Origin of the sequence: Sphingomonas sp. MA1305, from assembly GCF_016107325.1 — a bacterium.
In the GTDB taxonomy this organism is placed as follows: Bacteria; Pseudomonadota; Alphaproteobacteria; order Sphingomonadales; family Sphingomonadaceae; genus Sphingomonas.
The window spans coordinates 62,075-87,792 of the sequence record NZ_RCVT01000007.1 but is presented as its reverse complement, the minus strand read 5'-3'; the positions used below and the strand labels follow the sequence as shown (position 1 = coordinate 87,792).

The 25,718-nt window shown below is 64.7% G+C and carries 29 protein-coding genes and 2 riboswitches; of the genes, 12 read left to right on the top strand and 17 right to left on the bottom strand.

Annotation, left to right across the window (positions count from 1 at the left end; genetic code table 11):
* Nucleotides 1–34: 34 nt before the first annotated feature.
* The 15 genes from D9601_RS18755 to D9601_RS18685 form a co-directional block, all read right to left on the bottom strand.
* A complete protein-coding gene (locus D9601_RS18755; RefSeq protein WP_052814241.1) occupies nt 35–292 on the bottom strand; it encodes a PepSY domain-containing protein in 258 nt (85 codons plus the stop codon).
* 103 nt (nt 293–395) lie between these two features.
* A complete protein-coding gene (gene crcB, locus D9601_RS18750) occupies nt 396–782 on the bottom strand; it encodes a fluoride efflux transporter CrcB (protein WP_061780585.1) in 387 nt (128 codons plus the stop codon).
* Nucleotides 783–837: 55 nt separating this feature from the next.
* Nucleotides 838–1,650, bottom strand: coding sequence for an undecaprenyl-diphosphate phosphatase (locus tag D9601_RS18745; RefSeq protein WP_043060748.1), 813 nt, complete (start codon nt 1,648–1,650; stop codon nt 838–840).
* Nucleotides 1,647–2,948 (bottom strand): phosphopyruvate hydratase, encoded by a 1,302-nt coding sequence (gene eno / locus D9601_RS18740; protein ID WP_198355580.1) that lies wholly within the window; start codon nt 2,946–2,948, stop codon nt 1,647–1,649. Before eno ends, D9601_RS18745 begins: the two co-directional genes overlap by 4 nt.
* A gap of 13 nt (nt 2,949–2,961) precedes the next feature.
* Nucleotides 2,962–3,591, bottom strand: coding sequence for a 2,3-bisphosphoglycerate-dependent phosphoglycerate mutase (locus tag D9601_RS18735; RefSeq protein WP_076718498.1), 630 nt, complete (start codon nt 3,589–3,591; stop codon nt 2,962–2,964).
* Nucleotides 3,592–3,594: 3 nt separating this feature from the next.
* A complete protein-coding gene (locus D9601_RS18730) occupies nt 3,595–4,413 on the bottom strand; it encodes a universal stress protein (protein ID WP_229664494.1) in 819 nt (272 codons plus the stop codon).
* Nucleotides 4,410–5,228, bottom strand: a complete 819-nt coding sequence (locus tag D9601_RS18725; protein ID WP_043060746.1) for an ABC transporter ATP-binding protein — start codon at nt 5,226–5,228, stop codon at nt 4,410–4,412. Before D9601_RS18725 ends, D9601_RS18730 begins: the two co-directional genes overlap by 4 nt.
* Nucleotides 5,225–5,437, bottom strand: a complete 213-nt coding sequence (locus D9601_RS18720; RefSeq protein ID WP_043060745.1) for a hypothetical protein — start codon at nt 5,435–5,437, stop codon at nt 5,225–5,227. Before D9601_RS18720 ends, D9601_RS18725 begins: the two co-directional genes overlap by 4 nt.
* The gene (locus D9601_RS18715; protein ID WP_150426783.1) at nt 5,434–6,012 is read right to left on the bottom strand and encodes a histidine phosphatase family protein; all 579 of its coding nucleotides are present in this window, start codon (nt 6,010–6,012) and stop codon (nt 5,434–5,436) included. Before D9601_RS18715 ends, D9601_RS18720 begins: the two co-directional genes overlap by 4 nt.
* Nucleotides 6,009–7,868: an alkaline phosphatase family protein gene (locus D9601_RS18710; RefSeq protein ID WP_198355579.1), complete on the bottom strand. Its 1,860-nt coding sequence runs from the start codon at nt 7,866–7,868 to the stop codon at nt 6,009–6,011. Before D9601_RS18710 ends, D9601_RS18715 begins: the two co-directional genes overlap by 4 nt.
* A 23-nt stretch (nt 7,869–7,891) precedes the next feature.
* A complete protein-coding gene (locus D9601_RS18705; RefSeq protein WP_043060744.1) occupies nt 7,892–8,329 on the bottom strand; it encodes an EamA family transporter in 438 nt (145 codons plus the stop codon).
* A 2-nt stretch (nt 8,330–8,331) separates the two neighbouring features.
* Entirely contained in the window at nt 8,332–8,751 is a 420-nt protein-coding gene (locus tag D9601_RS18700; RefSeq protein WP_043060743.1) for a DUF190 domain-containing protein, read from the bottom strand.
* Nucleotides 8,751–10,142, bottom strand: a complete 1,392-nt coding sequence (locus D9601_RS18695; RefSeq protein WP_043060742.1) for a voltage-gated chloride channel family protein — start codon at nt 10,140–10,142, stop codon at nt 8,751–8,753. Before D9601_RS18695 ends, D9601_RS18700 begins: the two co-directional genes overlap by 1 nt.
* A 24-nt stretch (nt 10,143–10,166) precedes the next feature.
* A riboswitch (Fluoride riboswitch) is annotated at nt 10,167–10,243 on the bottom strand.
* A 147-nt stretch (nt 10,244–10,390) separates the two neighbouring features.
* The gene (locus D9601_RS18690; protein WP_063690145.1) at nt 10,391–10,726 is read right to left on the bottom strand and encodes a DUF190 domain-containing protein; all 336 of its coding nucleotides are present in this window, start codon (nt 10,724–10,726) and stop codon (nt 10,391–10,393) included.
* Nucleotides 10,727–10,752: 26 nt separating this feature from the next.
* The gene (locus tag D9601_RS18685; protein WP_063690142.1) at nt 10,753–12,111 is read right to left on the bottom strand and encodes a voltage-gated chloride channel family protein; all 1,359 of its coding nucleotides are present in this window, start codon (nt 12,109–12,111) and stop codon (nt 10,753–10,755) included.
* A gap of 23 nt (nt 12,112–12,134) precedes the next feature.
* A riboswitch (Fluoride riboswitch) is annotated at nt 12,135–12,211 on the bottom strand.
* Nucleotides 12,212–12,374: 163 nt separating this feature from the next.
* Here D9601_RS18685 and D9601_RS18680 point away from each other — a divergent pair.
* Genes D9601_RS18680 through D9601_RS18665 form a run of 4 tightly spaced genes read left to right on the top strand, consistent with a single transcriptional unit; the run spans nt 12,375 to nt 15,459 of the window.
* A complete protein-coding gene (locus tag D9601_RS18680) occupies nt 12,375–12,740 on the top strand; it encodes a DUF305 domain-containing protein (RefSeq protein ID WP_078462353.1) in 366 nt (121 codons plus the stop codon).
* 1 nt (nt 12,741) lies between these two features.
* On the top strand, nt 12,742–14,181 hold the full coding sequence (locus tag D9601_RS18675) for a beta-propeller fold lactonase family protein (RefSeq protein WP_063690139.1): 1,440 nt from the start codon (nt 12,742–12,744) through the stop codon (nt 14,179–14,181).
* 1 nt (nt 14,182) lies between these two features.
* Complete coding sequence (locus tag D9601_RS18670; protein ID WP_188658595.1) at nt 14,183–14,692, top strand: RNA polymerase sigma factor; 510 nt, start codon at nt 14,183–14,185, stop codon at nt 14,690–14,692.
* The gene (locus D9601_RS18665) at nt 14,689–15,459 is read left to right on the top strand and encodes an anti-sigma factor family protein (RefSeq protein WP_063690136.1); all 771 of its coding nucleotides are present in this window, start codon (nt 14,689–14,691) and stop codon (nt 15,457–15,459) included. Before D9601_RS18670 ends, D9601_RS18665 begins: the two co-directional genes overlap by 4 nt.
* Nucleotides 15,460–15,510: 51 nt before the next feature.
* On the opposite strand, the gene D9601_RS18660 is transcribed toward D9601_RS18665, so the two are convergent.
* Both D9601_RS18660 and D9601_RS18655 read right to left on the bottom strand, forming a co-directional pair.
* Entirely contained in the window at nt 15,511–16,023 is a 513-nt protein-coding gene (locus D9601_RS18660) for an MgtC/SapB family protein (protein WP_198355578.1), read from the bottom strand.
* Complete coding sequence (locus D9601_RS18655) at nt 16,020–17,087, bottom strand: molybdopterin-dependent oxidoreductase (protein WP_007406227.1); 1,068 nt, start codon at nt 17,085–17,087, stop codon at nt 16,020–16,022. Before D9601_RS18655 ends, D9601_RS18660 begins: the two co-directional genes overlap by 4 nt.
* 146 nt (nt 17,088–17,233) lie before the next feature.
* Between D9601_RS18655 and D9601_RS18650 the strand changes: the two genes are divergently transcribed.
* From D9601_RS18650 to D9601_RS18615, 8 genes are all read left to right on the top strand, one after another.
* A complete protein-coding gene (locus D9601_RS18650; RefSeq protein ID WP_114688961.1) occupies nt 17,234–18,106 on the top strand; it encodes a LysR family transcriptional regulator in 873 nt (290 codons plus the stop codon).
* Nucleotides 18,103–19,254, top strand: a complete 1,152-nt coding sequence (locus D9601_RS18645; protein WP_198355577.1) for a TDT family transporter — start codon at nt 18,103–18,105, stop codon at nt 19,252–19,254. Before D9601_RS18650 ends, D9601_RS18645 begins: the two co-directional genes overlap by 4 nt.
* An 89-nt stretch (nt 19,255–19,343) precedes the next feature.
* The gene (locus tag D9601_RS18640) at nt 19,344–20,579 is read left to right on the top strand and encodes a molybdopterin-dependent oxidoreductase (protein ID WP_198355576.1); all 1,236 of its coding nucleotides are present in this window, start codon (nt 19,344–19,346) and stop codon (nt 20,577–20,579) included.
* A gap of 12 nt (nt 20,580–20,591) precedes the next feature.
* A complete protein-coding gene (locus D9601_RS18635) occupies nt 20,592–21,074 on the top strand; it encodes a c-type cytochrome (protein ID WP_198355575.1) in 483 nt (160 codons plus the stop codon).
* A 197-nt stretch (nt 21,075–21,271) separates the two neighbouring features.
* A complete protein-coding gene (locus D9601_RS18630; protein WP_198355574.1) occupies nt 21,272–21,865 on the top strand; it encodes a recombinase family protein in 594 nt (197 codons plus the stop codon).
* Nucleotides 21,852–22,250 (top strand): MerR family transcriptional regulator, encoded by a 399-nt coding sequence (locus D9601_RS18625; protein ID WP_198355573.1) that lies wholly within the window; start codon nt 21,852–21,854, stop codon nt 22,248–22,250. The genes D9601_RS18630 and D9601_RS18625 overlap by 14 nt, the downstream gene beginning before the upstream one ends.
* Before the next feature lie 136 nt (nt 22,251–22,386).
* The gene (locus D9601_RS18620) at nt 22,387–23,571 is read left to right on the top strand and encodes an aspartyl protease family protein (RefSeq protein WP_332838054.1); all 1,185 of its coding nucleotides are present in this window, start codon (nt 22,387–22,389) and stop codon (nt 23,569–23,571) included.
* 82 nt (nt 23,572–23,653) lie between these two features.
* Nucleotides 23,654–25,675 (top strand): cytochrome c/FTR1 family iron permease, encoded by a 2,022-nt coding sequence (locus D9601_RS18615; protein WP_232474404.1) that lies wholly within the window; start codon nt 23,654–23,656, stop codon nt 25,673–25,675.
* The last annotated feature ends 43 nt before the right edge of the window (nt 25,676–25,718 follow it).

Below are 25,718 nucleotides of genomic sequence, written 5' to 3'. Positions count from 1 at the left end.
GCGCCCGGCCTGCCGGCGCGAGCGCCGGGCATGGTCAGTCGTTGTCCTCGCGCTCGCGCGAGATGATCTTGTAGTCCGCTGACAGCTTCAGATCGTACACGCCGTCCTTGCAACGGGCGTTGTCCACCTCGAATCCACCGTCGTCACGCTCGACCTTCGTCGGATTGGTGCAGCCAGCGGCGCGGATTGCCTTCATCACCGATGCGCGCTGCGCCTTGGTGGGCATGTCATTATCGGCAAAAGCAGGCGTCGCCAACGCGATCGCGACCGTTGCCGCAAGCAGCATCTTCATGAAAATTCTCCCGTTGCAGTTCCGGGCAAACGTCATTCTTTCGAGAGCGTTCCTGATCGATATCAGTATCGGTCAACACCGTGCGTTGGTGCAGCTGTTCGCATCATCCCCAGCGCCGCGCGGCGAGAAGGGCGATTGCCAGGACCGTCAACGACAGCACGATGCTGGCAGCGGCATAAGCAATGGCAGAGCCGATCTCGCCGCGTTCCCATAACGTCACGATATCCAGCGAGAAGGTCGACCATGTCGTAAAGCCGCCGATCAGTCCGGTCGTCACGAACAGCCGCAGTTCGGGATCGTTGATGCTCCTTGCCGCGAACAGGCCGATCATCAGGCCCATCAACGCCGAGCCGACGACGTTGATGACGAGCGTACCCCAGGGAAAGTTCGCACCCGTGAAACGCAGGGCAAGCAGACCAACCCCGTGGCGCAGCATTCCGCCGATGCCCGAGCCAAGGAACACGACCAGGAAACCTGTCCAAAGAGGCATTGTCATTCCGTTGCTTGCAGAGTGGCAAAGAAGCCGACGGAAGGCAGCGCGTCGGTCAGCCCGAGGCGAGCAACCCGGCGACCACGAAGCCGAAGACGATCCGATACCACCCGAACGGCTCGAAACCGTGCCGACCGACGTAGCGGACGAGCCATCTTACGACCGCCATCGCGACGACGAACGACACCACCAGCCCGACACCGATCGCCATCACGTCATCGACCCCGATGATGTCGCGGTTCTTATAGAGATCGAGCGTAGCGGCGCCGAACATGGTCGGGATCGCCAGGAAGAACGAGAATTCCGTGGCCGCTCGACGCTCGACACCCAACGCAACGCCGCCCATGATGGTCGCGCCGGAGCGAGACACGCCGGGGATGAGCGAGAGAAGCTGGCAAAGCCCGATCCCGAGCGCGAGCGATGGCGACAGGTGTTCGACGTCGCCGGCAACGACCGCACGGCGCTTGGCCCACCGTTCGATCACGATGATCGCAATCCCGCCTGCAACAAGGCTGACGACCACGACATAGGGCGAAAACAGCACCTGTTTGATGAAGTCGTGTGCCAGTCCGCCGACGATGACGGACGGAATGAAGGCGATGAGGACGTTGCGCGAAAAGCGTCGTGCGCCGGCATCGCCCTTCAATCCGGTCACCACCAACCACAGCTTTGCGCGATAGAGCCAGCAGACTGCCAGAATCGCGCCGACTTGGATGACGACATCGACGATGCCCGCTTGCCGTCCCTCATAGCCGATCAGACGCTCGGTGAGGATGAGGTGGCCCGTCGAGGAGACGGGAATGAACTCGGTCAGGCCCTCGACAATGCCGAGGACGACGGGTGCGACCAATGCGGTAGGATCGATCATGCCCGCCTCTCGACGTAACGGGCAAACGGAGCCGCCATGCGGGCACGATCGCCCAGCTCCGCCTCGATCGCGATGAGGCGGTTATATTTGGCAAGCCGCTCGCCGCGACACGGGGCGCCCGACTTAATCTGGCCTGCACCCATCGCGACCGCAAAGTCGGCGATGAAGTCGTCTGCGGTTTCACCGGAGCGATGCGACACCATCGTCCCCCATCCCGCTTGCTGGCAGATGCGGACGGCCTCGATCGTCTCCGTCACCGTTCCGATCTGGTTCGGCTTGATGAGGGCGGCATTGGCAGCGTGTCGGGCGATGCCTTCACGGATGATGCGGGGGTTGGTGACGAACAGGTCGTCCCCGACGATCTGTATCCGATCGCCCTGGTCGGCGGTCTGATCGATGAACCCGGCCCAGTCTTCCTCGCCAAAGCCGTCTTCGATCGAGACGATCGGATAGGCATCGATCCAGCGCCCGTAGAGTGCGAGCAGTGCCGCCCGATCGAGCCGTCCGGTGCGCGACCGCGACAGGTGATAGCTCTCACCCTCGGCAAAGGACGATGCGGCGGGATCGAGCGCAATCGCGATATCGACCCCGGGGCGATACCCTGCACGTTCGATGGCTGCGACGATCAGCTCGCAGGCGGCCTCGTTGCTGTCGAGCCGAGGCGCGAAGCCACCCTCGTCACCCACCGAGGTCGCAAGCCCGCGGTCGTGCAACAGGCTACGCAGGGCGGCATAGGTTTCCGCACCGTAGCGCACGGCTTCCGCGAAACCCGGCGCACCGTGCGGCACGATCATGAATTCCTGGAAGTCCAGGCTGCTGTCGGCATGTTTGCCGCCGTTCAGGACGTTCATGCAGGGCACCGGCAGGAGATAGTCATCGGCGTCGTTCAGGCTCCGGTAGAGTGGTCGCCCTTGTGCCAGCGCGGAGGCGCGCGCGACGGCAATGGAAACGCCCAGGATGGCGTTGCCACCGAGCCGGCCCTTGGTGTCGGTGCCGTCGAGTGCGATCATCACATGATCGATGTCGGATTGCGCGCGGGCATCCAACCCCATGAGTGCATCTGCAATCTCGCCTTCGACATGAGCGGCAGCGCGCCGCACGCCCTTGCCGCCGTAACGGTTACGGTCGTCGTCGCGAAGTTCGACGGCTTCGTGCAGGCCGGTCGAAGCCCCGGACGGGACCGAGGCGGTTGCCGAGTTTCCGTCCGTCAGCGTCACCGTGACGGACAGGGTCGGATTGCCCCGGGAATCCAGGATTTCCAGGGCTTGGAGACGGGCGATCTGGCTGTCGATGGACATGGGAAATTTCCTGTCAGGAGATGATCGCGCGATCGAGGATCGCGGTCGTTGCGGCGAATTCGTAGAGGATGGCACCGGCGGTCGGGATGTCGAACGTCTCGACCCCGACCGCATCGATGCCGTCGAGCGCCATGGCGAGTGCGCGCAGGCTGTTGCCGTGCGCCACGACCAGCGTGGCGCCGCCTTGCATAATGGCAGGCAGCATGACGTGGATGTGGTAGGCGAGCACGCGCGCTGCCGTATCGCGCAGGCTCTCCCCGTCGGGCGGTGCATCGGCATAGGAGCGGCGCCAGCGCAGCACCTGTTCGACGCCGTACCGATCTGCGGCTTCCGCCTTGTTCAGCCCTGTCAGCGCGCCGTAATCGCGTTCGTTGAGAGCCAGGTTTGCGATGACGGGAACGTCCTGACTGCCGGTCACGGCCGTGACGATGGCAGTGGTGTCGGCGCACCTGCGTAGCGTCGACCGGAAGATGCGGGCGGGCCGAATGCCGCGGTCCAGCAACTGACGGGCAACGGCGTCGGCCTGTCCGCGCCCGTTTGCCGTCAATGCGGGATCGGCCGATCCGGTAAAGCGATTGGCGGCGTTGGCTTCGCTTTCTCCATGTCGAAGCAGGATCAGGCGCGCATGGGCAGCTCCGTTCATCGTTCAATGGGCCATCAGCAACGGGATTTCGGCTGCGGCGAGCAGATGCCGCGTGGTGCCGCCCATGAACCATTCGACGAGCTGGTTGTGCCGGTAGGCGCCGGTCACCAGTAGATCGGCTCCGACAGCCTTGGCTTCCGCGACGAGCTGCGCACCCAGATTGTCACCCTGTCGGGGGACGACATGAAGTTCGTGCGTCACGCACAGTTCGTCGAGCAGCGCCTCGAGCTTCAGCGCCGGATCGCCATCCTCGCCGATGCGGATCGCGGTGACCCGGCTTGCCACCCGCAACCATGGTGCCGCCTCCCTGATCGCATGGCGGGCCGTATCGCTGTCGCTGAGACCGACAGCCATATGGCTGAATGCGGTGACGGCACCGGGCTGCCAGTGCGGTGGTACGATCAGGACCGGTTTGTCGGTGGAAAAGAGGGCTGCGTGAATGGCATCGCCACTGTCCATGCTCTGTTCGCGCGCGACCACGATCAGCGCATCGACGTTCGCGGCCTCGCTCGTAACGACGGCTTCTTCCGTGCCGACGACCGACCGCCAGAATACCCGTGGCGTGTCCTCGCCTGCCCCGGCGTTCCACGCGACGAAGGCGGCATGGGCCGCATCGGCACGCTCCTGCGCGGTCCCTTCATCACGTTCGCGCATGCGCTGGAACTGGATTTCCTCATCGCTGGAGGCGTGAATCCTATCGGGATCGACGACGACGTTGAGTGCTTCGATCGAAGCGTCGCCCAATGCTTTTGCGGCAAGAACCGCCGCATCCAGACAGGCAGGCGCGCTGTCCGCGCCCACGATGACAGCAAGCAGCTTCATGACATGATCTCCTGTGGCGAGGGATGAACGACTTTTGGATCAGCTATGCGCCCGGCCCGCGTCCGTGTGCCCAGCAGATAGTTGCGGAGCCACGGGTCCTGGCTGTGCTCCAGCTCACGGACGGGGGCGACGGCAAGGATCGTGCGATCCGACAGAACCGCGACACGGTCGCAGATGGTGTAGAGGGTATCGAGGTCGTGGGTCACGACCACCACGCTCAGGCCTAGTTCGCTTGCCAGACCACCGATCAGGGCATCGATCTGTGCTGCCATGATCGGATCGAGACCGGCAGTCGGTTCGTCGAGGAGGATGAGATCCGGGTCGCGCACGATCGCCCGCGCCACCCCCACACGCTTTTGCAACCCGCCGGAAAGCTCGGACGGGAACTTCCACAGCGCATCCTCGGGAAGTCCCGATGCGAGCGCCTTCATTCTTGCGACCGACAGGATCAGCTCTTCCGGCAAACCGTGATGTTCGCGCAGCGGCATCGCGATGTTGTCCAGAACGCTGAAATCGGAAAACAGTGCGTTGGCTTGAAAGAGCACGCCCCAGCGCTGTTTGATCGCGGCCAGCGTCCGGTCGTCAGCCTGGTACAGATCGTCTCCGAACAGCCTGACGGTGCCCGCTTTCGGTGGCAGCAGGCCGATAATGCATCGAAGCAGAACCGATTTTCCCGATCCCGACGCGCCGACCAAGCCAAGAACCTCGCCACGCTTCATGACGAGGTCCACACCGTCGTGGATGATCCGGCCGCTCAGTTCGGTCACAACGCCCTCAAGAATGAGCGGAGAGGCATCGTCATGCGTGTTCGTCATGACCGGCCCACCCACCAACCGAACAGGCCGGTGACCGTCAGGAGGACGACCGTCGCCACCGCCCCGCTTCGCAGGGCCTCACGGGCTGCCCGCCCCTTGGGAAGCCGGTGCTGGCTATATTCGGCGTAAGTGATGATGCCGGCGCTGATCCCGCCCAGCGGTGCGAAGATGCCCCCTATCGCCCATGCGAGGAGGGCAGTCCGGTTCATGCCAGATTCCATCCGCGAATGACCCGCTCGGCATCATTGTGCTCGTAACCGAGAATGCTGATGCTGGCGGTGTCGAGGATGAAGAGCGCACCGGCCGCGGCGGGAAGCCCCAGCCAGCGCGCAGCCAGCACCCGCAGGATATGGGCGCTGGAAAAGATCAGGATGTCGGACGTGGAGGCCCGCAGGCGTTCGACGACGCGATCCGCCCGCGCCGTGATGTCGTCAGGTGTTTCACCTTGCGGGCAGCCATCGCGAAACAGCATCCAATCCGGGCGATCGGCCAGAATCTCTTTCGTGGTTCGACCTTCGTAGGCACCGTAATCCCACTCCGCGAGGTCATCGACGATTGCGATCTTCCGGGAGAAGCCTGCCAGTTCGCCGGTTCGACGCGCGCGCTGCGACGGGCTGGACCATATTTGCGAAAAGGGACGTGCCGGCAGGCGCTCGCTCAGGCGTTGGGCAGCTTCCTCCCCGCCCTTCGTCAAGGGAATGTCGCTTCGACCCGTATGCTGACGTGTCAGGCTCCAGGCCGTCTCACCATGACGGACAAGCCAGAATTGCGGCAGCCCCGTCATCGACGCGCTCCCCGGCCAGCGGCTTCAGGTGCTGCCACATCAGCCAGGCCGAGAGTGCGGCCCGCAAAACCCCCGGCGTCGAGATAACGAATGCCTGCCGCCTCCTGATAGCGCAGCAGGGTGACGAGACCATTCCCGGCGGCAGCGGATCGCTGCTCGCCCCGGACATAGGGGGTCATCCGCCCCCCGGGCATCGCTTCGCTCATTACCCGGCCGGTCAGCGCACCATGCGGCGTCGGGGAGAGGCGTAGCAAGGCCATCATCGTGTGTCCGATATCCGCGTTGCTGACCGGTGCCGGATCGACGAAACGCCGTTTGAAATCGGGGCCGATCGCCGCTGTGAAGTTGAGGGTGTCGCCGCGGCCGAAGCTGCCGTGCATGCCCTGGCCTTGCTGCAGCGTCGTATCCGCCACCTCCACCTGACAGTTCGTCGGTATTGCGCAGCCGGTCGTTGCCGAGCGGAAGATGACGACGATCGACGGTACGGGGGGCAGCGCTGCCCCTTTGAGGTTGATCGACGATAATGGCAGCGTGCCGGCGATCGAGCCGAGCCGATCATCGACGAAGATTCCGCTGATATAATCCTGGTCAAGCAGCGCGGTGACGATACGGCGCGCGAGCGTCGGATCGCGTCCAGGCAGGTACAACAGGTCCGACCCGCCATTGGCGGCAACCACGATGTCGGGATGAGAGGGATCGGCCCCCAGCAGTGCGTTGCCGCGACTGGGATGAGCACCCGTTGTCACCGGCGCGTTGCCGGCCTCGGGATCGAATGCCGGCATATTCAGCGTCGATGCCAGATCAAGCGCGAGAAAGCCGGGCGGGAGGAAGCCTTCAGGAACATCGGCATACCGCGTCCGTGCTGCACGGCTCGTGTCGCTTTGCTTCGAGATCGTGGAAAAGCCGTGGTCCGACGTGACGATGATATCGGTCGTCCGATCTAGGCCAAGCCGCTTGAGCGCCGTTCGCAGCTTTGCGAGATCTCCATCCGCGTTGCGGATCGCAGCAAAGGTCGTCGGACCATTAATTCCGGGCGTCAGGCGGTTGAGACTGTCGCCCTGATTGTGCTGGGTCCCATCGGGATCGCGTGACCAGAAGACCATCGCGAAAGGCCGGTGACGTGCCTTGAATGACGGCAGCGCCACGCGGGTGGCGACATCGATGAAATAGTCCTGCTGCGCACGATTGGCCTCGCGCGTGCCGGGTGTGCGAGCGTCCCCCGAACGGCCGTTGGCACCCCTGTCCGGTGCGACGAGCGGCAGCCCCGCCCTGGTCATTCCTGTGACAGTGTCGGGCGAAAGCGCGATGCCGCCCGGCCGTCCGGTGGAGTCGTCGACGATGATCGTCGTCATACCGTCGCGAGCGAGGTGATCCTGGATAAGCGCTGGGCCGAGCTTGCCGATCGCGGCGGTGCCGTATCCCGCTTTGCGTGCGGCTTCGAGAACAGTCGTTTCGTTGAGGTAATTGCCGCCGAAGTGCGTATCGACCTCGCCGAGCACGGCATCGTTTTCGAGGAACGGGGTGACGCTGCCCGCCGCGCTTGCGATCGGGGCGGCCGTCCAGATCGTGTTGCTGAAATCGCCGGTATCGCCAAGCTGATGGCCGGTCGCGAGACTGGAGGCATTGGCGGTCGTGAACGTCGGGAATACCGAATGGCTGTTGGGAAAGTAGGTCCCGGCATCCCGTAGCCGGACCAGTTCAGGCGCGGTTTGAGGGGTGACGATCTTGCCTCTCAACCCGTCGATGACGACCAGAATGACGTTGTGCGGAGTGCGGGCGCGCTTTGCGGTGCGAGCTTCGAGTGCCGGTGTAGCGGCAATGGCGACGGCAGCGGCGACGATCGGGAGATAGCGCATCGTTGGTTTCCGTTCGAAAGGCATCAGGCAAGCGCGACGAGCACGGCGCCGGCACCGATCAAACCGATGCCGAACCAGCCCCGCAGGGAGAGGTGTTCACCAAGAAGCGTCACGCCGATGACGGCGACAAAAACGACGCTCAGCTTGTCGATGGGAGCGACCCGCGCTGCGTCGCCGATCTTCAGGGCGCGGAAATAGCAGAGCCATGACGCGCCGGTCGCCAGGCCGGACAGCCCGAGAAACAGCCAGGTACGTGGCGCGATGGTCCCGAGGGGCTGAAATTTGCCGGTAAGCGCGAGCAGCGCGGTCAGCACCACGACAATCACGAGCGTGCGGAAAAGGGTCGCCAGGTCGGAGTTGATTCCTTCGACCCCGATCTTGGCGAAGATCGCGGTCAGCGCGGCAAATCCGGCGGAACCCAGCGCCCAGACGAGCCACGAGGAGGAGCTGACGCTTCCCACTCTCACGCCTGCCCCGTTTCATCGGCCAGCTCGGCGGGCACCGCATCTTCATGCCGGACGCCGCCCGGACCGATGCTCCAATGCTCCAGATGCTTGTAGACGATCACTTTGCCCGCGAGCAGATCGCCATGCCCCTCGCAGAAGCGTTCGAGTTCGCCGCGCTGGCCGATCAGCTCGACACACATGGTCAGGTGCGGATCGGAAATCTCGGAGCCATTTTCCCGAATCGGGCCATGATTGCTGTAGCCGTAATGGGTGTGATGGGCGACGGCGTTCATAATGCCGTCGCGCTTCGCCTGCGCGACCAGCTCGCGGTACAGCGGTTTGCGCGACCAGAAGCTACGCGCGCCCGCAGCCTTGTCGGACGGCTTCATGTAGATGCGGATCATCCCGATCTCGCTGGGCGTGACCTTGTGGGGCATCAGTTATGCTCCTTGACGGTGTTGGAAGGACGCCGGCTACGGCGGGATGCGCGGGCGTCGCGCAGCGTTAAGGTGCCGGTATGAGCGCGGGCGGGACGCTTGGGCACGGCGATCCGCTGCGACAGGTAAATGCCGTTATGGCCCGAGCAGATGTAGGCGACGAAACAGGCCACCGCGATCGGCACGGCATGGGTGGCGCCGAACAGCTCGATCCCCATGATCGTACAGGCCAGCGGCGTGTTGGCCGCCCCGGCGAACACGGCGACGAAACCGAGCGCTGCGAACAGGTCGAGCGGTGCACCGAGCAGCCACCCCAGCGCGTTGCCGAGCGCGGCACCGATGAAGAACAGCGGCGTCACCTCGCCGCCCTTGAAGCCTGCGCTCAGCGTCACGACGGTGAACAGCATCTTGAGCGCCCAACTCCACCGATCGACCGGGCCGCTGAAGAAGCCCGCGATCGTAGGATCACCGGGGATGGCGGACCATACGCCCAGACCCAGATAGGCGCGGGTGCCGACGATCCAGACGAGCGCGATGACCAGGACGCCGCCCAGAGCGGCACGGGCCGGTCCGTAAGGTATGCGGCGCTTGAGGAAGCCGCCGAATGCGTGGTTCGCTTCGGCGAAGACGAGGCCGGCGAACCCGAAGGCGACGCCCGCGATCGTCGCCTTGAGGAGCATCAGCGGCTCGACCAGCAGCGCGCCCGTGGCGGGGGCGGCATAGGCGATGTGATAAGGCGTGTGGTGGATGCCCCAGGCATGACACGTCCAGTCCCCGACCAGCGCGGCGAGCAAGCACGGAATGATCCCGCCATATTCGACGCGGCCAAGCGCCAGCACTTCAAGAGCAAACACCGCGCCTGCCAAGGGCGTGCCGAACACCGCGCCGAAGCCCGCCGCGACGCCGGCCATCAGCAGGATGCGAATACCGGATGCATCGAGACGGAACAGGCCGGCGATGGCACTGGCGAGACTGCCGCCGAGCTGCACGGCGGTTCCCTCGCGTCCCGCCGAGCCGCCGAACAGATGCGTCGCGATCGTGCCAAGGAACACCAGCGGTGCCATGCGGAGCGGTACGCCACCCCCGGGCTCATGGATCTGCTCGACAATCAGATTGTTGCCGGCTTCGACCGAGCGCCCGGTGTGATGATAGAGAAACGCGACGGCTGCCCCGCCCACGGGCAGGAGATACAGCAGCCACGGATGATCGAAGCGGGCCTGTGTAGCGGCATCGAGGCTCCATAGGAAAGCCGCGCACAACGTCCCGACCAGCGCCGCCATCGGCAGCAGGATCAGCGTCCAGCGAACCACCGACATGGCATGGTCGTGCCGGTCGCAAAAGAACGCCGCCACGTTGAACTCATGGTACAGATTGCGAAACGTCGCGCGCACGATTCCTCCTTTGCTGCCTTGCGGCGCCAAGTAGGAATCATCGGCCCTTGCTAGGGCGGTTCGGTCAGACGACCCGGCGGAAATCCATCGCCTTGAAGAGATATATGTCGCTGCAATGCAGCAACGTCAATTCCCGAAATACCATCCTTGCGGGGAAGCCTTGGCCATGTCGTTGGTCGTTTCCCAACCGGGAACGCCGATCAAGCTCTGGCTCGCTCAGTTTGGCGCGTGATCGTCCAATGCTCCAGTTAGTTGTAGACGATCACCTTGTCGCCGAGCAGATCGCCATGACGGCGACAGAAAAGGTCGAGCTGATCGCGATCACCGACCAGTTCAACACAGATCGTCAGATGCGGATCGGCAATTTCCGAGCCGTTCTCCCGGATCGGTTCGTGATTGCTGAAGCCGTAATGGGTATTTTGCGCGACGGCGTTGATGATGCCGTCCGCCTTCGCGGTGCGAATCAGCTCGCGATAGAGCGGCTTTGCCCCCCAGAAGCGACGCGGGCCGATCTTGTCGGACGGCTTCAGATAGATGCGCAGCATCCCGACTTCGCGGTGCTGAACGGTGAAAAGGTCGGGCATGGTAGAGCTTTCGACAGGAAGCGGGATCAGGCGCGCGCGCGCCGGCGAGAAGCGCGGCGCGTGCGGGCATCGCGCAGGGTGGCGTCGGGTGTGAGGTGTGCGGCAGGCACCTTAAGCACGGCGACGCGCTGCGACAGGTAGATGCCGTTGTGGCCTGAGCAGAGATAGGCGACGAAGCACGCGACTGCGATCGGCACCGCATAGGCCGCGCCGAACAGCTCGATCCCCATGAACGTGCAAGCCAGCGGCGTGTTGGCCGCGCCCGCGAACAGCGCGACGAAACCGATCGCCGCGAAAACCCCTGTCGGCACTCCGAACATGGGCGCGAGCGCATTGCCGAGCGCCGCGCCAATGAAGAACAGCGGCGTCACCTCTCCGCCCTTGAAGCCAGCGCTCAGGGTAACGACGGTAAAGAGCAGCTTCAGCGCCCAGCTCCACGGGTGCGTATCGGGGCCGAAAAAGCTGGCAATGGTCAGGTCGCCCGGCGTTGCCGCCAGCGTGCCCAGGCCGAGATAGTCTCGCGTGCCAAATAGCCAGACCAGCGCGATCACGGCGACACCACCGATAGCGGGTCGTAGTGGGCCATAGGGTATCACGCGCTTCAGCCATCCGCCGAGCGCATGGTTGGCCTCTGCAAAGGCCAGCCCGACCAATCCGAATACAACGCCCGCGACGCCGGCTTTGGCGACGAGCAACGCGTCGACCGGCACCATCGCATCGACATGGTAGGCGCCGTGATGAATGCCCCAGGCAAGACAGGTCCAGTCACCCACCAGTGCCGCGACTAGGCACGGTACTAGCGCGCGATACTCGACCCGGCCGATCGCCAGCACCTCCAGTGCAAAGACCGCGCCCGCGATCGGCGTCCCGAAGACCGCGCCGAAGCCCGCCGCGATTCCGGTCATAAGGAGGGTGCGTGTCGCTTCCGCATCCAGCTTGAGGGCGCGCCCAAACCCGCTGGAAAGACTGCCGCCCAATTGCACGGCGGTGCCTTCACGCCCCGCCGATCCCCCGAACAGGTGCGTCACGACCGTGCCGAAGAGGATGAGCGGGGCCATGCGCAGCGGCACACCGCCCCCCGGTTCGTGGATTTGCTCGACGATGAGGTTGTTGCCGCCTTCGACCGAACGCCCTGTCAGATGGTAGAGCAGTCCGACCAAGAACCCGCCGATCGGCAGCAGGTAGAGCAGCCAGGGAAAGGCATAGCGAAGCCGGGTTACGGCATCGAGGCTCCACAAGAAGGCCGCGCAGAGCGTTCCCACCGCTGCGGCCATCGGGACCAGAATCAAAGTCCACCGCAGCACCGACATGGCATGGGTGCGGCGCTCGCGAATGAACGCTGCCATGTTGAACTGGTCGTAGAGATTGCGAAACGTCGCGTGCACGATTCCTCCTTGCTGCCTTGCGGCGCCTGGTAGGAATCATCGGCCCTTGCGAGGGCGGTTCGGCCGAATGGCCCGGCGGAAATCCATCGCCGTGCCCGAGCATATGCTGTCCGACGGCGACCTGGTCAACCACGGCAGGGTCACGATGAGACCGTTGTTTTGGTGAAGATAAATAATTGGCTCGCCCATGGAATAAACCCCGACGAGCATCGTCTACGCTTTCGAGACCGATGCGCCGGAGGCTTATGCATAGACGAAACTGGATGCTGGGTCTGACTGCTTTAGCCCTGCTCACCGGCGCAGCCGCGGCCGCCCCTGCCGATGGCTACGCCAGCATGGTGTCTGCCGCGATGGACCGGATGATGGCGGGCATGATGGTCAAGCCGTCCGGCGACGTCGACCGCGACTTCGTCGCGATGATGCTTCCGCACCATCAGGGCGCCATCGATATGGCGGTGGCGGAGCTGCGCTACGGTCATAACGAGCAGCTCAAGCGCATCGCACAGGAGATCATCATCGATCAGCAGCAGGAGATCGCCGCCATGAAGCTGGCGATCGGTCAGCCGCTACCCCCTTCGACGCCAGCCCCGACGCAGGGCGGTGACCACCACAGCCATATGGAGCACTGACATGATCCGGACCATCCTGCGCTCGGCCGCCTTGCTGATAAGCGCCGCACCGGGCATCGCCATGGCCCAGCAGGCGCCGTGGAACGCCAGGGACGTGCCTGTCAGCCACCGCGACCGCGTCTATGCATCCGAACAATTCTCCAACACGGTGTCGGTGACGGACCCGGCCGACAACCGGCTGCTCGGCGTCATCAAGCTTGGCGATCCGCAGCCGATGAATTTTTCACCGCTCTACAAGGGGCAGGTGCTGGTTCACGGACTCGGCTTCTCGCCGGACGGGAAGACCCTCGCGGTCGTGTCGATCGCATCGAACGCCGTGTCGTGGATCGACACCGCCACCAACACCGTCAAGCATACGACTTATGTCGGGCGCAGTCCGCACGAGGCGTTCTTTACACCGAACGGCAAGGAAGTCTGGGTCACCGTCCGCGGCGAGGACTATATCGCCGTGCTCGACCCTACGACGTACAAGGAAACCGGGCGCATCAAGACGCCCGGTGGTCCGGGTATGACGATCTTCTCGCCCGATGGCCGATACGGCTATGTCTGTTCGTCGTTCAATCCGGTGCTGGCCGTGTTCGATGTCGCAACCCACGCGCAGGTCGGACAGGTGGCACAGCCGAGCCCATTCTGTCCCAACATCGCCGCGACGCCGGACGGCAAGCAGGTGTGGTTCACGCTGAAGGACATCGGCAAGACGGTCGCATTCGATGCCAGGCCACCCTTCGCAATCCTCAAGGTGCTGGATACCGGGCCGATCACCAATCACGTCAACTTCGCCCGCACGGTCAGGGGACAGTTCGCGTACGTCACGGTAGGCGGGGAAAACGCGGTGAAGGTGTTCCGCACGTCCGATTTCGCGCCCGTCGCCACCATCCCGGTCGGCAAGATGCCGCACGGCGTCTGGCCATCGGGCGACGGCCGGCGCATCTATGTCGGGCTGGAGAATGCCGATGAACTCGCCGCAATCGACACCACAGGCAACAAGGTGGTCGCCACCGTGCCGGTCGGACAGGCACCGCAGGCGATCGCCTATGTGCCGAACGCTGTCCCGACAGGCCCCGGCACCGACAATCTCCAACCGCTCGGTACGGCCGGCAAGGCGGTGCATCTGACCATGGGGCCGGTTGGCGGCAATGGTGCGGCAAGCAGCATCACCCTCTTCGACCAGGGCATCATCCAGGTCGTGCAAAGTGCCGTTACCGGTTTGCAGCCCAAAAAGCCTTACATGCTCGTGCTGACCGCCAACGCGGACGGCAGCGGTGCGGTAGAGCCGCTTGCGAACTTCATGAGCAACCCGGCAGGTGCGGCGATCGTCAACGCATCGGGGCCGATCCGGCAGATCGTTCAGGGCAGCACCGCGGCGCCCCGGCGCTTTCTGGCTGTCGCGGAGGTGGTGAACGGCGCGCCGGGTCGCATCGTGCAGGTGCAGCGCGACTGAGATGGACCCGCTTGCCGCCGCGATCGAACCTCTGATCCCCGGCCTGCGCCGCTATGCCCGATCGTGGTTGCGCGATCGGGCGATGGCGGATGACGTGGTGCAGGATTGCCTCGAGCGCGCAGTCGGGCGCTGGCGACAGCGACGCGGCGTGGAGGTGCGCCCGTGGGTCTATACGATCCTGCACAACCTGTTGGTCGACCATCAGCGGCAGCATAACCGGCGAGGCACGGCGGTTCCGCTCCACCTCGTGGACGACGCTGCGCTCGGCCGCCCGGCCGATCAGGATACAGGCCTGCACCACCGCGACCTGCTGCACGCGCTTGATGCGTTGCCTGAGGAACAGCGAACGGTGCTGCTCCTCGTCTCGGTTGAGGGGCTACCCTATGCGGAGGTCGCTGCCGTCGTCGGGGTGCCGCTGGGCACGGTGATGTCGCGCATATCGCGGGGGCGCGACCGTCTGGCGACGCTCCTCCGGGAGGGTGAACGGCCGCGATTGAGGAGCGTGCAATGACCAGCCCGATCGGCGAGGACGATCTGGCCGCGTGGATCGATGGCAGGCTGTCGCCCGAGCGGCAGCGCCTGGTCGACGCTTACCTTGAAGGCCAGCCGGATGTGCATGCCCGTTTGCGGGAGCAGGCGGAGCAGGCGCGAGCCCTTGCATCGCTGTTCGCTCCCATCGCGGATGAACCGATCCCGGCGACGATGCGCGTCGCAGCCATCAGGGGACGGCAACGCCAACCGCGTTGGCAACTCGCCATCGCCGCGTCGCTTCTCGTGGCGGTCGGGTTTGGCGGGGGCTGGTCGAGCGCGCGGTGGAGCGGCGAACCTCGCGCGGGCATCGCGGCGCTGGCCAACGAGGCGAGTGACAATTTCCGTGTCTATGCCGCCGACCGGATACGACCGGCGGAAATCGGCCCCGACCAGCGCGCCATGCTGATCCGGTGGACCTCCGCCCGACTGGGTGAGCGCGTGACCATCCCGGACCTCAGCACAGCCGGTTACCGCTATGGCGGAGGGCGACTGGTCGCGACACCCCACGGCCCTGCGGCGCTGCTTCTCTACGATGGACCACAAGCGTCGAAACTCGCGGTGCTGACGAGGCCCATGCAGATCGACAAGACCGCGAGCATGACCAGTACGTCCAGCGGGACCATGGGCCGGATCACATGGGCGGTCGACGGGATCGGCTACAGTGTGGTGGGCGAGCGCCCCGCGGCCGAGCTGCATCCGATCGCCGATGAAGTCCGGCGCCAGGCAGGTGCCGCGCTGGTGTCCTGATAGCGCCTTGCCGCTTCCCGGCGCCGACAGGCACCGGGCTGTCCAGCGCGATCACGGCTTTCGTTCGGCGTCCTTCCTGTCGGCCTCGGCTGGCGTCAGCCTGGCCCGCTCGCGGATGCGGCGTTCGAGCGGAGCGCCCACGAACAGTACGAGCATCGCAAGGCTCAACCCGCCGATGATGAGCGGCCACACCGCCAACCCTGCTGCCGCGCCGATGGTGGCGGTGACCCAGATGCACGCGGCGGTCGCCAGTCCATGCACTTCCTGACCCTGACCGACCCGCAGCACCGCGCCGGCACCGATGAAGCCGACGCCGGACAGAATGCCCTGCATCGCCCGTCCTGCGGCATCGGCGTTCACGTTCGGCAAGCCACTATGCACGATCGCCTGAACGGCGATGCAACTCGCCAGACCGACCAGACCCAGCGTCCGCAGGCCCATGATCTGCCGGTTCTCACGCGAGCGTTCCCAGCCGAGCACCATCCCGGCCGCGGTCGCCACCACCAGCCGGCCAATCGCATCGATCCAGAAAGCGACGTCCGGTGCCGCTGATGCTTCGATCATTCGACCAGCACGTGAACGTGATGCCAGGCGGTGCACAGATAGCCGGCGAAATTCCACATCGTATCCGGCCGCTCGGGCTGTCCCTGCCCGGTCTCGTCGAAGGCACGGGCGACAAGGTGCTGGCGTCCCTTGGCAAGTGTGGCGTCAAGGATCCAGCGCCGCCAGCCCCAGCGCGTCTCCGGATCATCGGCGAAGGTCGCCTGTTGCCAGTCGCGACCGCCGTTCACCGACACTTCGATCCGAGAAATACGGCGGTCATAGGCAATGGCATATCCCTCAATCCGCACCTCTCCGGCGGCCAAACTCTCGCCCGCACCGGGCGAGCAGATCGCGGCGTTGAGCGGCATGGCATTGATCGTCAGACCCTGGCTCCAGTCGACGGTGTCGCTCGTCACAGCGGCGGGGAAGAGCTTGTAGTCGTGCGCCTGGATCGGTGCCTCGGAGGGCGTTTCACGCACCTCGATCCGTGTCAGCCATTTGGCGCTGCGGACCCCGGCATAGCCAGGCACCACCATGCGGAGCGGGGCGCCATGTTCGGGCGTCAGCGGCTCGCCATTCATCGCCCAGGCGAGGAGTACGTCGGGCTCCCGCGCCTTGCTCATGGCGATCGATACCCCGAACAAGGCTTCTTCACCCTCCACGTCCACCTCGTCCGCGCCGGTGAACGCCACGAACAGCTCGGACGCATCCGGCGCGCCGACCGCATCGAGCACATCGGCCAAGCGTACGCCGGTCCACTCCGCATTGCCGATCGCGCCTACGTCCCACGGATCGCCGGAGGTGTTGGCGACCTGCTGGAGATCGGTACGCCGGTTGCCGGCGCACTGGAGAACCGCCGTTACCGTGCGCGTGGCAAACGTGCTCTTCAGTTCCTGCACCGAGAAGAAGCGGCTCGCCATGCCCCTCCCGCTCACCTCGATCCGATGATTGGCGGGCAGATCCGGCACCGGCCCGTGGCTGCGCACGTAGAACAGCGCCTGCGGCGTCAGAAACCGCTCGATCAACGCACCGGGCGTCGGCTCGGCATTGTAGGGATCAGAACTGCGCTCGATCATATCGGTCATGGACGATCAAACGTCGCGGGCACGCGTAACGCTTCAAGTCTTCGAGACCATCGCAGACGAAAGGCTGCCGACCATTCCGATATCCAGATTGGAATGACCATATCAAACGGTTGGTCGTATCGATCTAAGTACGCGATATATGCTGCATGACTTTGGAGCAGCTCAGAATATTCGTCGGTGTCGCGGAGCGCGAACACGTCACCAAGGCAGCGGAGGCGCTGAACGTCACGCAGTCCGCTGCCTCCGGCGCGGTTGCGGCCCTCGAAGCGCGCTACGGCGTTCCGCTGTTCCACCGCGTCGGGCGTGGCATCCAGCTGACCGAGGTGGGCCGCGGCTTTCTGGAGGAAGCGCGCGCGGTGCTGGGGCGGGCAGCGCATGCCGAGACGATGCTCGCGGACTATGCCGGGCTTGCGCGTGGTTCGTTGCGGATCGTCGCTAGCCAGACGATCGCGAGCTACTGGTTGCCGGCAAAGCTCGCCGCCTTCCACGAACGCCACCCGCAGATCGCGGTTGAGCTCGCGATCGACAACACCGAAGGCGCGGCAGCGCAGGTGCTGAGCGGCGCGGCGGAACTCGGCTTTGTCGAGGGCGAGGTGGACGAACCGGCACTCGCCCACTGGAACGTCGGGCGTGATCCGATGGTGCTGGTCGGCCGCGAGGACGCCGAACGTGTCGACGAGGCCTGGCTGCGCACTGAACGCTGGATCGTCCGTGAGCTGGGATCGGGTACGCGCTCGACCTTCGAGGACGTGCTGCGAACGCGCGGGTTTGATCCGGCCCAGCTGACGATAGCGATGACGCTGCCGTCCAACGAGGCGGTGCGCACCGCCGTCGAGGCGGGTGCCGGCGTTGCCGTCTTGTCGCGATTGGTCGTCGCGCGCGCGCTCAAGGCCGGTGACCTTGTCGAGCTGCCGCTCGGGCTGCCCGACCGCGCCTTTCACGCGCTGCGCCACAAGGAACGCTATCGCACCCGCGCGGCCGACGCGCTGACGGACCTCATCAAGGAGCAGGTCGCATGACTGCCGACACGCACTCCGTTCTCAGCGGCCTCAAGCCGCTCAGCCGGCTCGATCATCCCCGCGAGATGATCCGTCAGTTCACGCCCAACTGGTTCGCCGCGACGATGGGCACGGGCATCCTTGCCCTCGCGCTGCCGCAGGTGCCCGGCATCGGGCCTTCGCTTAAACCCGTCGGCGAGGTGTTGTGGTTCTTCAATATCGCACTCTTCGCGCTGTTCGCCGGCCTTTATGGTGCGCGCTGGGCGATGTTCGGGCACGAGGCGCGGCGCATCTTCGGGCATAACACCGTGTCGATGTTCATCGGCACCATCCCGATGGGCCTCGCGACGATCATCAACGGCTGCCTCGCTTTCGGCATCGCACGGTTCGGGAATGGCATCGTACCGGTCGCACACGTCCTGTGGTGGATCGACGTCGCCATGTCGCTCGCCTGTGGCGTCCTGATCCCGTACATGATGTTCACCCGTCACGAGCACAGCCTGGACGGCATGACCGCGGTATGGCTGCTGCCGGTCGTCGCTGCCGAAGTGGCGGGCGCCAGCGGCGGGCTGCTCGCGCCGCATCTGACCGATCCCCACGCGCAGATCGCGATGCTCGCCACTTCCTACGTGCTGTGGGCCTATTCGGTGCCGGTCGCGTTCGGCATCCTCGCCATCCTGATCCTGCGCATGGCGCTCCACAAGCTGCCGCATGAGAGCATGGCGGCGTCCTCCTGGCTGGCGCTGGGACCGATCGGCACGGGTGCTCTGGGCATGCTGGTGCTCGGGGCGGACGCGCCGGCGATCCTCGCGGCGCACGGGCTGGCCGGTGTCGGTACCGTCGCGGAAGGGATCGGCGTTGTGGCCGGACTCTGCCTGTGGGGCTTCGGCCTGTGGTGGCTGGCGCTCGCGACGCTCATCACCATCCGCTACTGGCGCGCCGGCGTCCCGTTCAACCTGGGCTGGTGGGGCTATACCTTTCCGCTCGGCGTCTACACCGTCGCCACCTTCCGCCTAGGCACGACGCTGAACCTCGGTTTCTTCGGTTTCGTCGGCACGGTGCTGACAGTCGCGCTTGCGGCGATGTGGCTGCTCGTCGGCGCCAAGACGCTGGCCGGCGCATGGCGCGGCAACCTGTTCGTCTCGCCCTGCATCGCCACCCCGAACTGATCCGCCATGATGATCGGATCAGTCGGTCCGATCACTTGCAGAATGCCCCTTTGATCCGCCAGCGTGACTGGCCACAGGAGAGCCTTGTCATGGACAATTTCGACGCCGGGCTGGCGAGTGAGACCAGCCGTCGCCGCTTCCTCAGCCATGCCGCGCTCGGCACCGCCGGCCTTGCCGCCGCGCCGGCACTGGCGCAGCAGCTCGTCGACCTGAAGCTGCCCGGCGGCAATGCCGAGCGGCCGATGACCAGCGCCTTTCCCGGCAAGGGCAGCATGATCCTCCAGCGCGTCCATCCACCCTTGCTGGAGACGCCGATGGAGGTCTTCGACAAGTCGGTGTTCACGCCCAACGACCAGTTCTTCGTCCGCTGGCACTGGGCCGACATACCGACCTCGATCGACGTCGAAAGTTTCCGCCTCAACGTCTTCGGCCACGTCAATCGGCCGCTGTCGATCAGCCTCGCTCAGCTGCTGCGCCTTCCACGGGTCGAGATGGCGGCGGTGAACCAGTGCTCGGGCAACAGCCGCGGGCTGTTCCAGCCGCGCGTCGCCGGCGCGCAATGGGGCAATGGCGCGATGGGCAACGCCAAGTGGCTCGGCGTTCGCCTGCGCGACGTGCTCGACCTCGCCGGGGTCAAGGCAGGCGCGGTGCAGGTGCGCTTCGGCGCCCTCGATCAGCCGGTCGTGGCGGGCGCTCCTGACTTCGAGAAGGCACTCGACATCGACCATGCCCGCGACGGCGAGGTCATGATCGCCTTCGGCATGAACGGCGAGCAACTGCCGCTCCTCAACGGCTTTCCCTGCCGGCTGATCGTGCCGGGCTGGTACTCGACCTATTGGGTCAAGATGCTGAACGCGATCGAGGTACTGCCCGGCCCTGACGACCAGTATTGGATGGCCAAGGCCTACAAGATCCCCGCGACACCCGGCGCGAATGTCGCGCCCGGTGCCAAGGACTTCCCGACCGTACCGATCAATCGCATGATCCCGCGTAGCTGGATGACCAGCCTGCCCGATGGTCAGGCGATCGCCTATGAAGCGTCGATCCCGGTCGGCGGCATCGCAATGGGCGGCGATTGCGGCGTCGCCAAGGTCGATGTGTCGTCGGACGGAGGCCGCACCTGGTACAGGACGACGCTCGGAGCGGACGAGGGCAGGTACAGCTTCCGTCGGTGGGATGGTCGCGTGCCGCTGCGACGCGGTGCCAACCCGATCATGGTGCGCTGCTGGAACACCAACGGTGTCGCCCAGCCGATGAAGCCGATCTGGAACCCGGGCGGGTTCATGCGCGGCAATATCGAGACCACCACCATCATCGCGGCCTGAGGAGCGAGTAGCATGAAGACCCCGTCTCCCGGCATCATGGCCGCTGGCCTGATCGGCCTGACCGGCATTATCCTCGTCTCGATCGGGGCGCCGAGCAGCCGCAAGGCGCCTGCCCCGATCTCCGAGAAATCCGAGCCGGCACCGCCCACCAGCGTCTCAGCCCGCGGCTTTTCGCTCGCCTCGACCAGCGTCGACCTGCCGGTCGATGACGCTACCTACCCCGATGGTCCGCACGCCGACGTCATCAACGCCAACTGCACTTCGTGCCACTCGGCCAGCATGGCGCTAACTCAGCCTGCGCTATCGGCGGACCAGTGGAAGGCGACCGTCACCAAGATGCGTGAGGTGTACAAGGCGCCGGTGGCCGAGAAGGACGTTGACGCGATCGTTGCTTATCTCACCGCTATGCCGAGCCAGAAAGCGGCACCCGCAACCGGCAAGGCACAGGATCCCGACCCCAAGGTGGCTCCTGATGTCTCAGGTGGAACCGGATAAGCAAACCTCTCGCATAATCTAAAAAGGCGATTTCGACAGACGATCGGCAGCCTTCAGTAGGACTTTTTCAACAGCCACGATCGATTTTGATGCGCCACCATGTGAGAACGCTTAGCAGGGGTGGCGGGCGTATCAAAACACATTCTCGATTGCTGAGGCCCGTGCTAGGGGCGCGGGATGAGTTTTGAGAATGCGTCATGCTGATCGGCTACGCCAGGGTCTCGACCCCCGAACAGGATCTGACACCTCAACTCGACGCACTGCGCGAGGCAGGATGTGAGCGGACGTTCAGCGACAAGGCAAGCGGCGCCAAGGCGAACCGCATAGGGTTGGCCGACGCGCTTTCGCACGCCCGAGCGGGCGATGTGCTGGTGGTCTGGAAACTCGATCGTCTCGGTCGGACGATGAAGGGCCTGGTCGATCTCGCCGCTGACTTGGCGGAGCGCGGCATTGGCCTCCGATCGTTGACGGACGGGATCGACACGGCCGGCACTGCTGGCAAGCTCGTCTTCCACATCATGGCTGCGATGGCGGAAATGGAGCGCGATCTTAATAGGGAGCGCACGACGGCTGCGCTGATGGTCGCCCGGCGTGAGGGCAGGGTCGGCGGCCGGAAAACGGTGATGACCCCCAAACGACTCGAGGCGGCTCGCAAGCTAGTGGCCTCCGGGATGCCGATGCGGGAGATTGCGCCGGCGATCGGCGTCTCGGTTCCGACCCTGTACCGGCATCTTCCGGCACCGGAACAGGATGTCATCGGTGCGGAAGGAAGTCTCGATGCAGATCGGTGAATTGGCAAGCGCTACCGCGACCAAAGTCACAACCATACGGTTCTATGAAGAAATCGAACTGCTCGGCCGGCCCGCTCGTACCGCGTCGGGGCGGCGCACCTATGGTCTCCCGGACGTCGATCGTCTCAATTTCATTCGCAATGCCCGACGGCTCGGGTTCTCGATCGATGAGATCCGCTCGTTGCTGGCGCTCGCCGACCAACCTGAGCGCGACTGTTCGGAAGCGACTGACATCGCGTCGCGCCACCTTGCTGACGTCGAGGAGCGGCTTCGCCAGCTCGGTGCGCTGCGGGATGAACTTGCCTCAATGAGCGCGGCAGGCTGTTGCGCCAAGACGATGGCGGAATGCCGGGTCATCCAGGCTATCGCGCGACCTGTTGCGTAAGGCCCGATTATACGGCTTGATCCTCTAGCGACTGTAGCATGTAGCAGCACCTCCATTCCGGCAACGGGGCCGGGGTGGGAAGGATTAAGTGGACCGCGTGGACGGAGCCGCGGCGGGGTATTTAAGCCGTCGAAGGGTGTTGAAGCAGCTCGGCAGCGGGCTTCTCGGGGCCAGCATCTCTACCGCTGCTGTGAGCAGGGGGCCTCGATCCGGATCGTACTGGCCCGGCTTCGTCGAACCTCCAAGCTGGCATCCTTTGGAAGTGGGAACAGGCGACACCCTGCTTGTCCCGACGAAGGTCGCGGGCGCCGACATTGAGGCAGTGCTCGACACTGGAAGCGGGGCCTCGATCATCAGCCGCCCGCTTGCCGCAAAACTCGGTATGGTGGGCCTCGAACCTCGAACAATATCCGGCCTTAGCAGCCGGGCCGCAGTTGAATTGGTTCGCAATGTCGAGGTGACGCTGGCCGGCGAAGCCCATGTTCTGTCTTTTGCCATCGTTGCTGATCTCGCCGCGATCTCTGCGGCATATGGAAGACCGATCGACATGATGCTCGGAGCCGACGTGCTTGTCGGCGGCTGCGTTGTCCTGAATTTTGAGAGAAAACAGTTCGCATTCGGAAAGAATGGGAGCTTCCTCGGTGGAGAAGGATGGACGATGCTCCCGCTCGAGCGGGGTGCCAGACAGGAACTCCTCCTCCGCGCGTCGGTGAATGGCTCTGGGCCGATACTGCTGATGCTCGATACCGGCAGCTCATCTGCACTGATGTTGTCCTCTGCCTATCTCGATGCGCACCGCTCGCTCGCCGACCGGCCTCACTCAACCGCAGCGCTGGGCGGGGTCGAGGGTGTGCAGATCGTCAAGACGTTCACTGCCGACAAGGTGAGCCTGGGCGGGCTGTTGACAGAGGCAGTCCCGGCCCTCGCCCTGGATCGATGGGCCTCGGCGAGCACGGTGGGCAACATCGGGATGCCGCTGCTGGGGCAGTTTAATATTGTGCTGGACGTCGCCCTCGGACGCCTGTGGTTGCGACCGGCACGGCTTCAAGCGCGTCTGCCGATGCTGAAGGATCGAAGTGGCCTCGGCCTCGTGGCCTCCCCGACAGATCTTGCGGTCATTCACGTGGCGATCAGCAGCCCGGCGGCAAGGGCGGGATGGTTGATTGGCGAGCGGATCGTGGCGGTGAACGGCATTGCGATCGACAGATCCTACATCCGCGGCCGGCTCTGGCAGTGGCGCTATGGCCGCGCCGGAGACCGGATAGCGCTTAGGCTCGCAGACGGCACAACGCGCATGCTCACGCTTGCTGACTACTACTGAAGCCACCACTCGATGCGGCGCTACTGCGAGCGGCTCTCAAATCGCTTGCTTCTATAGTGGCTGGAGGTTGTAGAGAGCCGGCATGTTTCCCGTGTATCTTCGCCATTTCAACGTCGACGGCGCGCCTTTTGACCGCGCGATCCACGCCGCCCCGGTGCGGCTGATCGTTGTCGCGCTCCTGATCCTACTCGGGCTCATTGTGCCCATTTCCACGTTGCGCGCCGCGCCCGCGGCCGACCCGAACGATGTGCAAACTGCCTGGCGACTGCTCGACTATGTTGCCGTTGATTACGAGGGGGCCGTCGATCGCGGCCGTATCAAGAGCGCGTCCGAATATGCCGAGATGAAGGAGTTTGCAGGCTCCGTTTCCTCACGTCTTGCGGCTCTGCCGATCAAGCCCGAGCGAGCGGCGTTGATCTCGGGTGCGGCACGCTTGCAAGGCCTGATCGTCCGCCAGAGGTCGCCCCAGGAGGTCTCCGCGTTGGCACACGGGCTCGCGGCTGATCTGCTGCAAGCTTACCCCGTGCCGCTCGCCCCGACCGCTCCCCCGAGCTTTGCACGTGGCGAAGCTTTGTTCGGTTCGACTTGCGCCGCTTGCCACGGTGCTACTGGAGATGGGCATGGCCCTAGTGCGGCGAAGCTGACCACGCCCCCGATCGCGTTTACCGATGCCGATCGCGCCCGTCAGCGCAGCGTGTTCGCGCTCTATCAAGTGATCAGCCAAGGTATCGACGGAACGGCGATGCAGAGCTTCGCCGATCTGCCGAGCCAGGATCGATGGGCGCTGGCATTCCGCGCCGGCAGCTTTGCCTTCAGCGACGAACAGGCGCGGCTCGGCGAGCGCCTCTGGAAAGCCGATCCGGCGCTGCGCGACCAAATCCCGGACCTCAAGGCCCTTGTAGGCCTCACGCCAGCCTCCCTCGCTGGCAAATTGGGTGAGCAGCGGGCGCGGGCGGCCATGGCTTATCTACGCCGCCACCCGGAAGCCGTGATCGAACAGGCTCCGGCGTCGCTGTCGCTCGTTCGTCAGAAGTTGGCGGCGAGCCTTGATGCGGCTCGCAAAGGTGATAGCGCTGCTGCGAAGGGAATGGCGCTGTCGGCGTACCTGGACGGTTTTGAGCCGGTCGAGCCGACGCTGGGTGCCCGCGACGCCACGCTGCTCGCCAGGATCGAAGGCGCGATGGGTGAGTATCGCGCCGCGGTCGATCAAGGCGCCGCTCCTGACGATTTGGCGAACCGGGTTCTCGTTCTCAACAGCCTGTTCGACGATGCCGAGGCCGCGCTGGCTCCCAACGCCTCTAGCAATGCTTCGACTTTCCTTGGTGCTTTCACGATCCTGCTGCGCGAGGGAATGGAAGCGCTGCTGATCGTGGTCGCCATGATCGCGTTCCTGCGTAAGGCGGACCGGTCGGAAGCGCTTCCATACGTTCACGGCGGCTGGGTGGGGGCTCTTGCTGCCGGCCTTTTGACCTGGGTCGTTGCGACCTATGCGATCGGCATAAGCGGTGCGAGCCGGGAGCTGACGGAAGGCTTCGGATCGCTGTTCGCCGCCGTGGTCCTGCTCTCGGTCGGCATATGGATGCACGGCAAGGCGCAAGCCGACCAATGGCAGCGCTACATCCGGGCGAAGATGACCCACGCCTTGTCGGGTCGCTCTGCCTGGTTTCTGTTCGGGCTCGCGTTCGTCGTAGTCTATCGGGAGGTTTTCGAGACAATCCTATTCTACGCAGCCTTGTGGACCCAAGGTAATGGCGGTGCGCTGCTCGCTGGCGCCGGAACGGCTGTCGGGGTTCTCGGCGTGATTGCTTGGGCGATGCTGCGCTATAGCCGGCAGATCCCAATCGCGAAGTTCTTTGCCTATAGCTCATGGCTGATGGCAGGTTTGACGGTGGTTCTCGCCGGCAAAGGTGTGGCAGCACTTCAGGAGGCTGGCATCATCAACATCGCGCCGATTGCCGAAGCGCCCCGGCTGTCGATGCTCGGCGTGTTCCCCACATGGCAGTCCATTACCGCCCAGCTCCTTATGGCAGTTGCGATCGCCGTTGGCTTCTCGATCAATCGTCGCGAGGGCACCGAGGCACGTGATCTTGCGCCGGCCGAGTAACGTGTTTGGCGGTGCTTCCAGATTTGTGACGTTTGTTCTTACT

Excerpts from the sequence above, each read along its gene's own strand:
- D9601_RS18755 (WP_052814241.1), bottom strand. The coding sequence starts at position 292 with ATGAAGATGCTGCTTGCGGCAACGGTCGCGATCGCGTTGGCGACGCCT.
- crcB (WP_061780585.1), bottom strand. The coding sequence starts at position 782 with ATGCCTCTTTGGACAGGTTTCCTGGTCGTGTTCCTTGGCTCGGGCATC.
- D9601_RS18745 (WP_043060748.1), bottom strand. The coding sequence starts at position 1,650 with ATGATCGATCCTACCGCATTGGTCGCACCCGTCGTCCTCGGCATTGTC.
- eno (WP_198355580.1), bottom strand. The coding sequence starts at position 2,948 with ATGTCCATCGACAGCCAGATCGCCCGTCTCCAAGCCCTGGAAATCCTG.
- D9601_RS18735 (WP_076718498.1), bottom strand. The coding sequence starts at position 3,591 with ATGAACGGAGCTGCCCATGCGCGCCTGATCCTGCTTCGACATGGAGAA.
- D9601_RS18730 (WP_229664494.1), bottom strand. The coding sequence starts at position 4,413 with ATGAAGCTGCTTGCTGTCATCGTGGGCGCGGACAGCGCGCCTGCCTGT.
- D9601_RS18725 (WP_043060746.1), bottom strand. The coding sequence starts at position 5,228 with ATGACGAACACGCATGACGATGCCTCTCCGCTCATTCTTGAGGGCGTT.
- D9601_RS18720 (WP_043060745.1), bottom strand. The coding sequence starts at position 5,437 with ATGAACCGGACTGCCCTCCTCGCATGGGCGATAGGGGGCATCTTCGCA.
- D9601_RS18715 (WP_150426783.1), bottom strand. The coding sequence starts at position 6,012 with ATGACGGGGCTGCCGCAATTCTGGCTTGTCCGTCATGGTGAGACGGCC.
- D9601_RS18710 (WP_198355579.1), bottom strand. The coding sequence starts at position 7,868 with ATGCGCTATCTCCCGATCGTCGCCGCTGCCGTCGCCATTGCCGCTACA.
- D9601_RS18700 (WP_043060743.1), bottom strand. The coding sequence starts at position 8,751 with ATGCCCCACAAGGTCACGCCCAGCGAGATCGGGATGATCCGCATCTAC.
- D9601_RS18690 (WP_063690145.1), bottom strand. The coding sequence starts at position 10,726 with ATGCCCGACCTTTTCACCGTTCAGCACCGCGAAGTCGGGATGCTGCGC.
- D9601_RS18680 (WP_078462353.1), top strand. The coding sequence starts at position 12,375 with ATGCTGGGTCTGACTGCTTTAGCCCTGCTCACCGGCGCAGCCGCGGCC.
- D9601_RS18675 (WP_063690139.1), top strand. The coding sequence starts at position 12,742 with ATGATCCGGACCATCCTGCGCTCGGCCGCCTTGCTGATAAGCGCCGCA.
- D9601_RS18670 (WP_188658595.1), top strand. The coding sequence starts at position 14,183 with ATGGACCCGCTTGCCGCCGCGATCGAACCTCTGATCCCCGGCCTGCGC.
- D9601_RS18665 (WP_063690136.1), top strand. The coding sequence starts at position 14,689 with ATGACCAGCCCGATCGGCGAGGACGATCTGGCCGCGTGGATCGATGGC.
- D9601_RS18660 (WP_198355578.1), bottom strand. The coding sequence starts at position 16,023 with ATGATCGAAGCATCAGCGGCACCGGACGTCGCTTTCTGGATCGATGCG.
- D9601_RS18655 (WP_007406227.1), bottom strand. The coding sequence starts at position 17,087 with ATGACCGATATGATCGAGCGCAGTTCTGATCCCTACAATGCCGAGCCG.
- D9601_RS18650 (WP_114688961.1), top strand. The coding sequence starts at position 17,234 with ATGACTTTGGAGCAGCTCAGAATATTCGTCGGTGTCGCGGAGCGCGAA.
- D9601_RS18645 (WP_198355577.1), top strand. The coding sequence starts at position 18,103 with ATGACTGCCGACACGCACTCCGTTCTCAGCGGCCTCAAGCCGCTCAGC.
- D9601_RS18640 (WP_198355576.1), top strand. The coding sequence starts at position 19,344 with ATGGACAATTTCGACGCCGGGCTGGCGAGTGAGACCAGCCGTCGCCGC.
- D9601_RS18635 (WP_198355575.1), top strand. The coding sequence starts at position 20,592 with ATGAAGACCCCGTCTCCCGGCATCATGGCCGCTGGCCTGATCGGCCTG.
- D9601_RS18630 (WP_198355574.1), top strand. The coding sequence starts at position 21,272 with ATGCTGATCGGCTACGCCAGGGTCTCGACCCCCGAACAGGATCTGACA.
- D9601_RS18625 (WP_198355573.1), top strand. The coding sequence starts at position 21,852 with ATGCAGATCGGTGAATTGGCAAGCGCTACCGCGACCAAAGTCACAACC.
- D9601_RS18615 (WP_232474404.1), top strand. The coding sequence starts at position 23,654 with ATGTTTCCCGTGTATCTTCGCCATTTCAACGTCGACGGCGCGCCTTTT.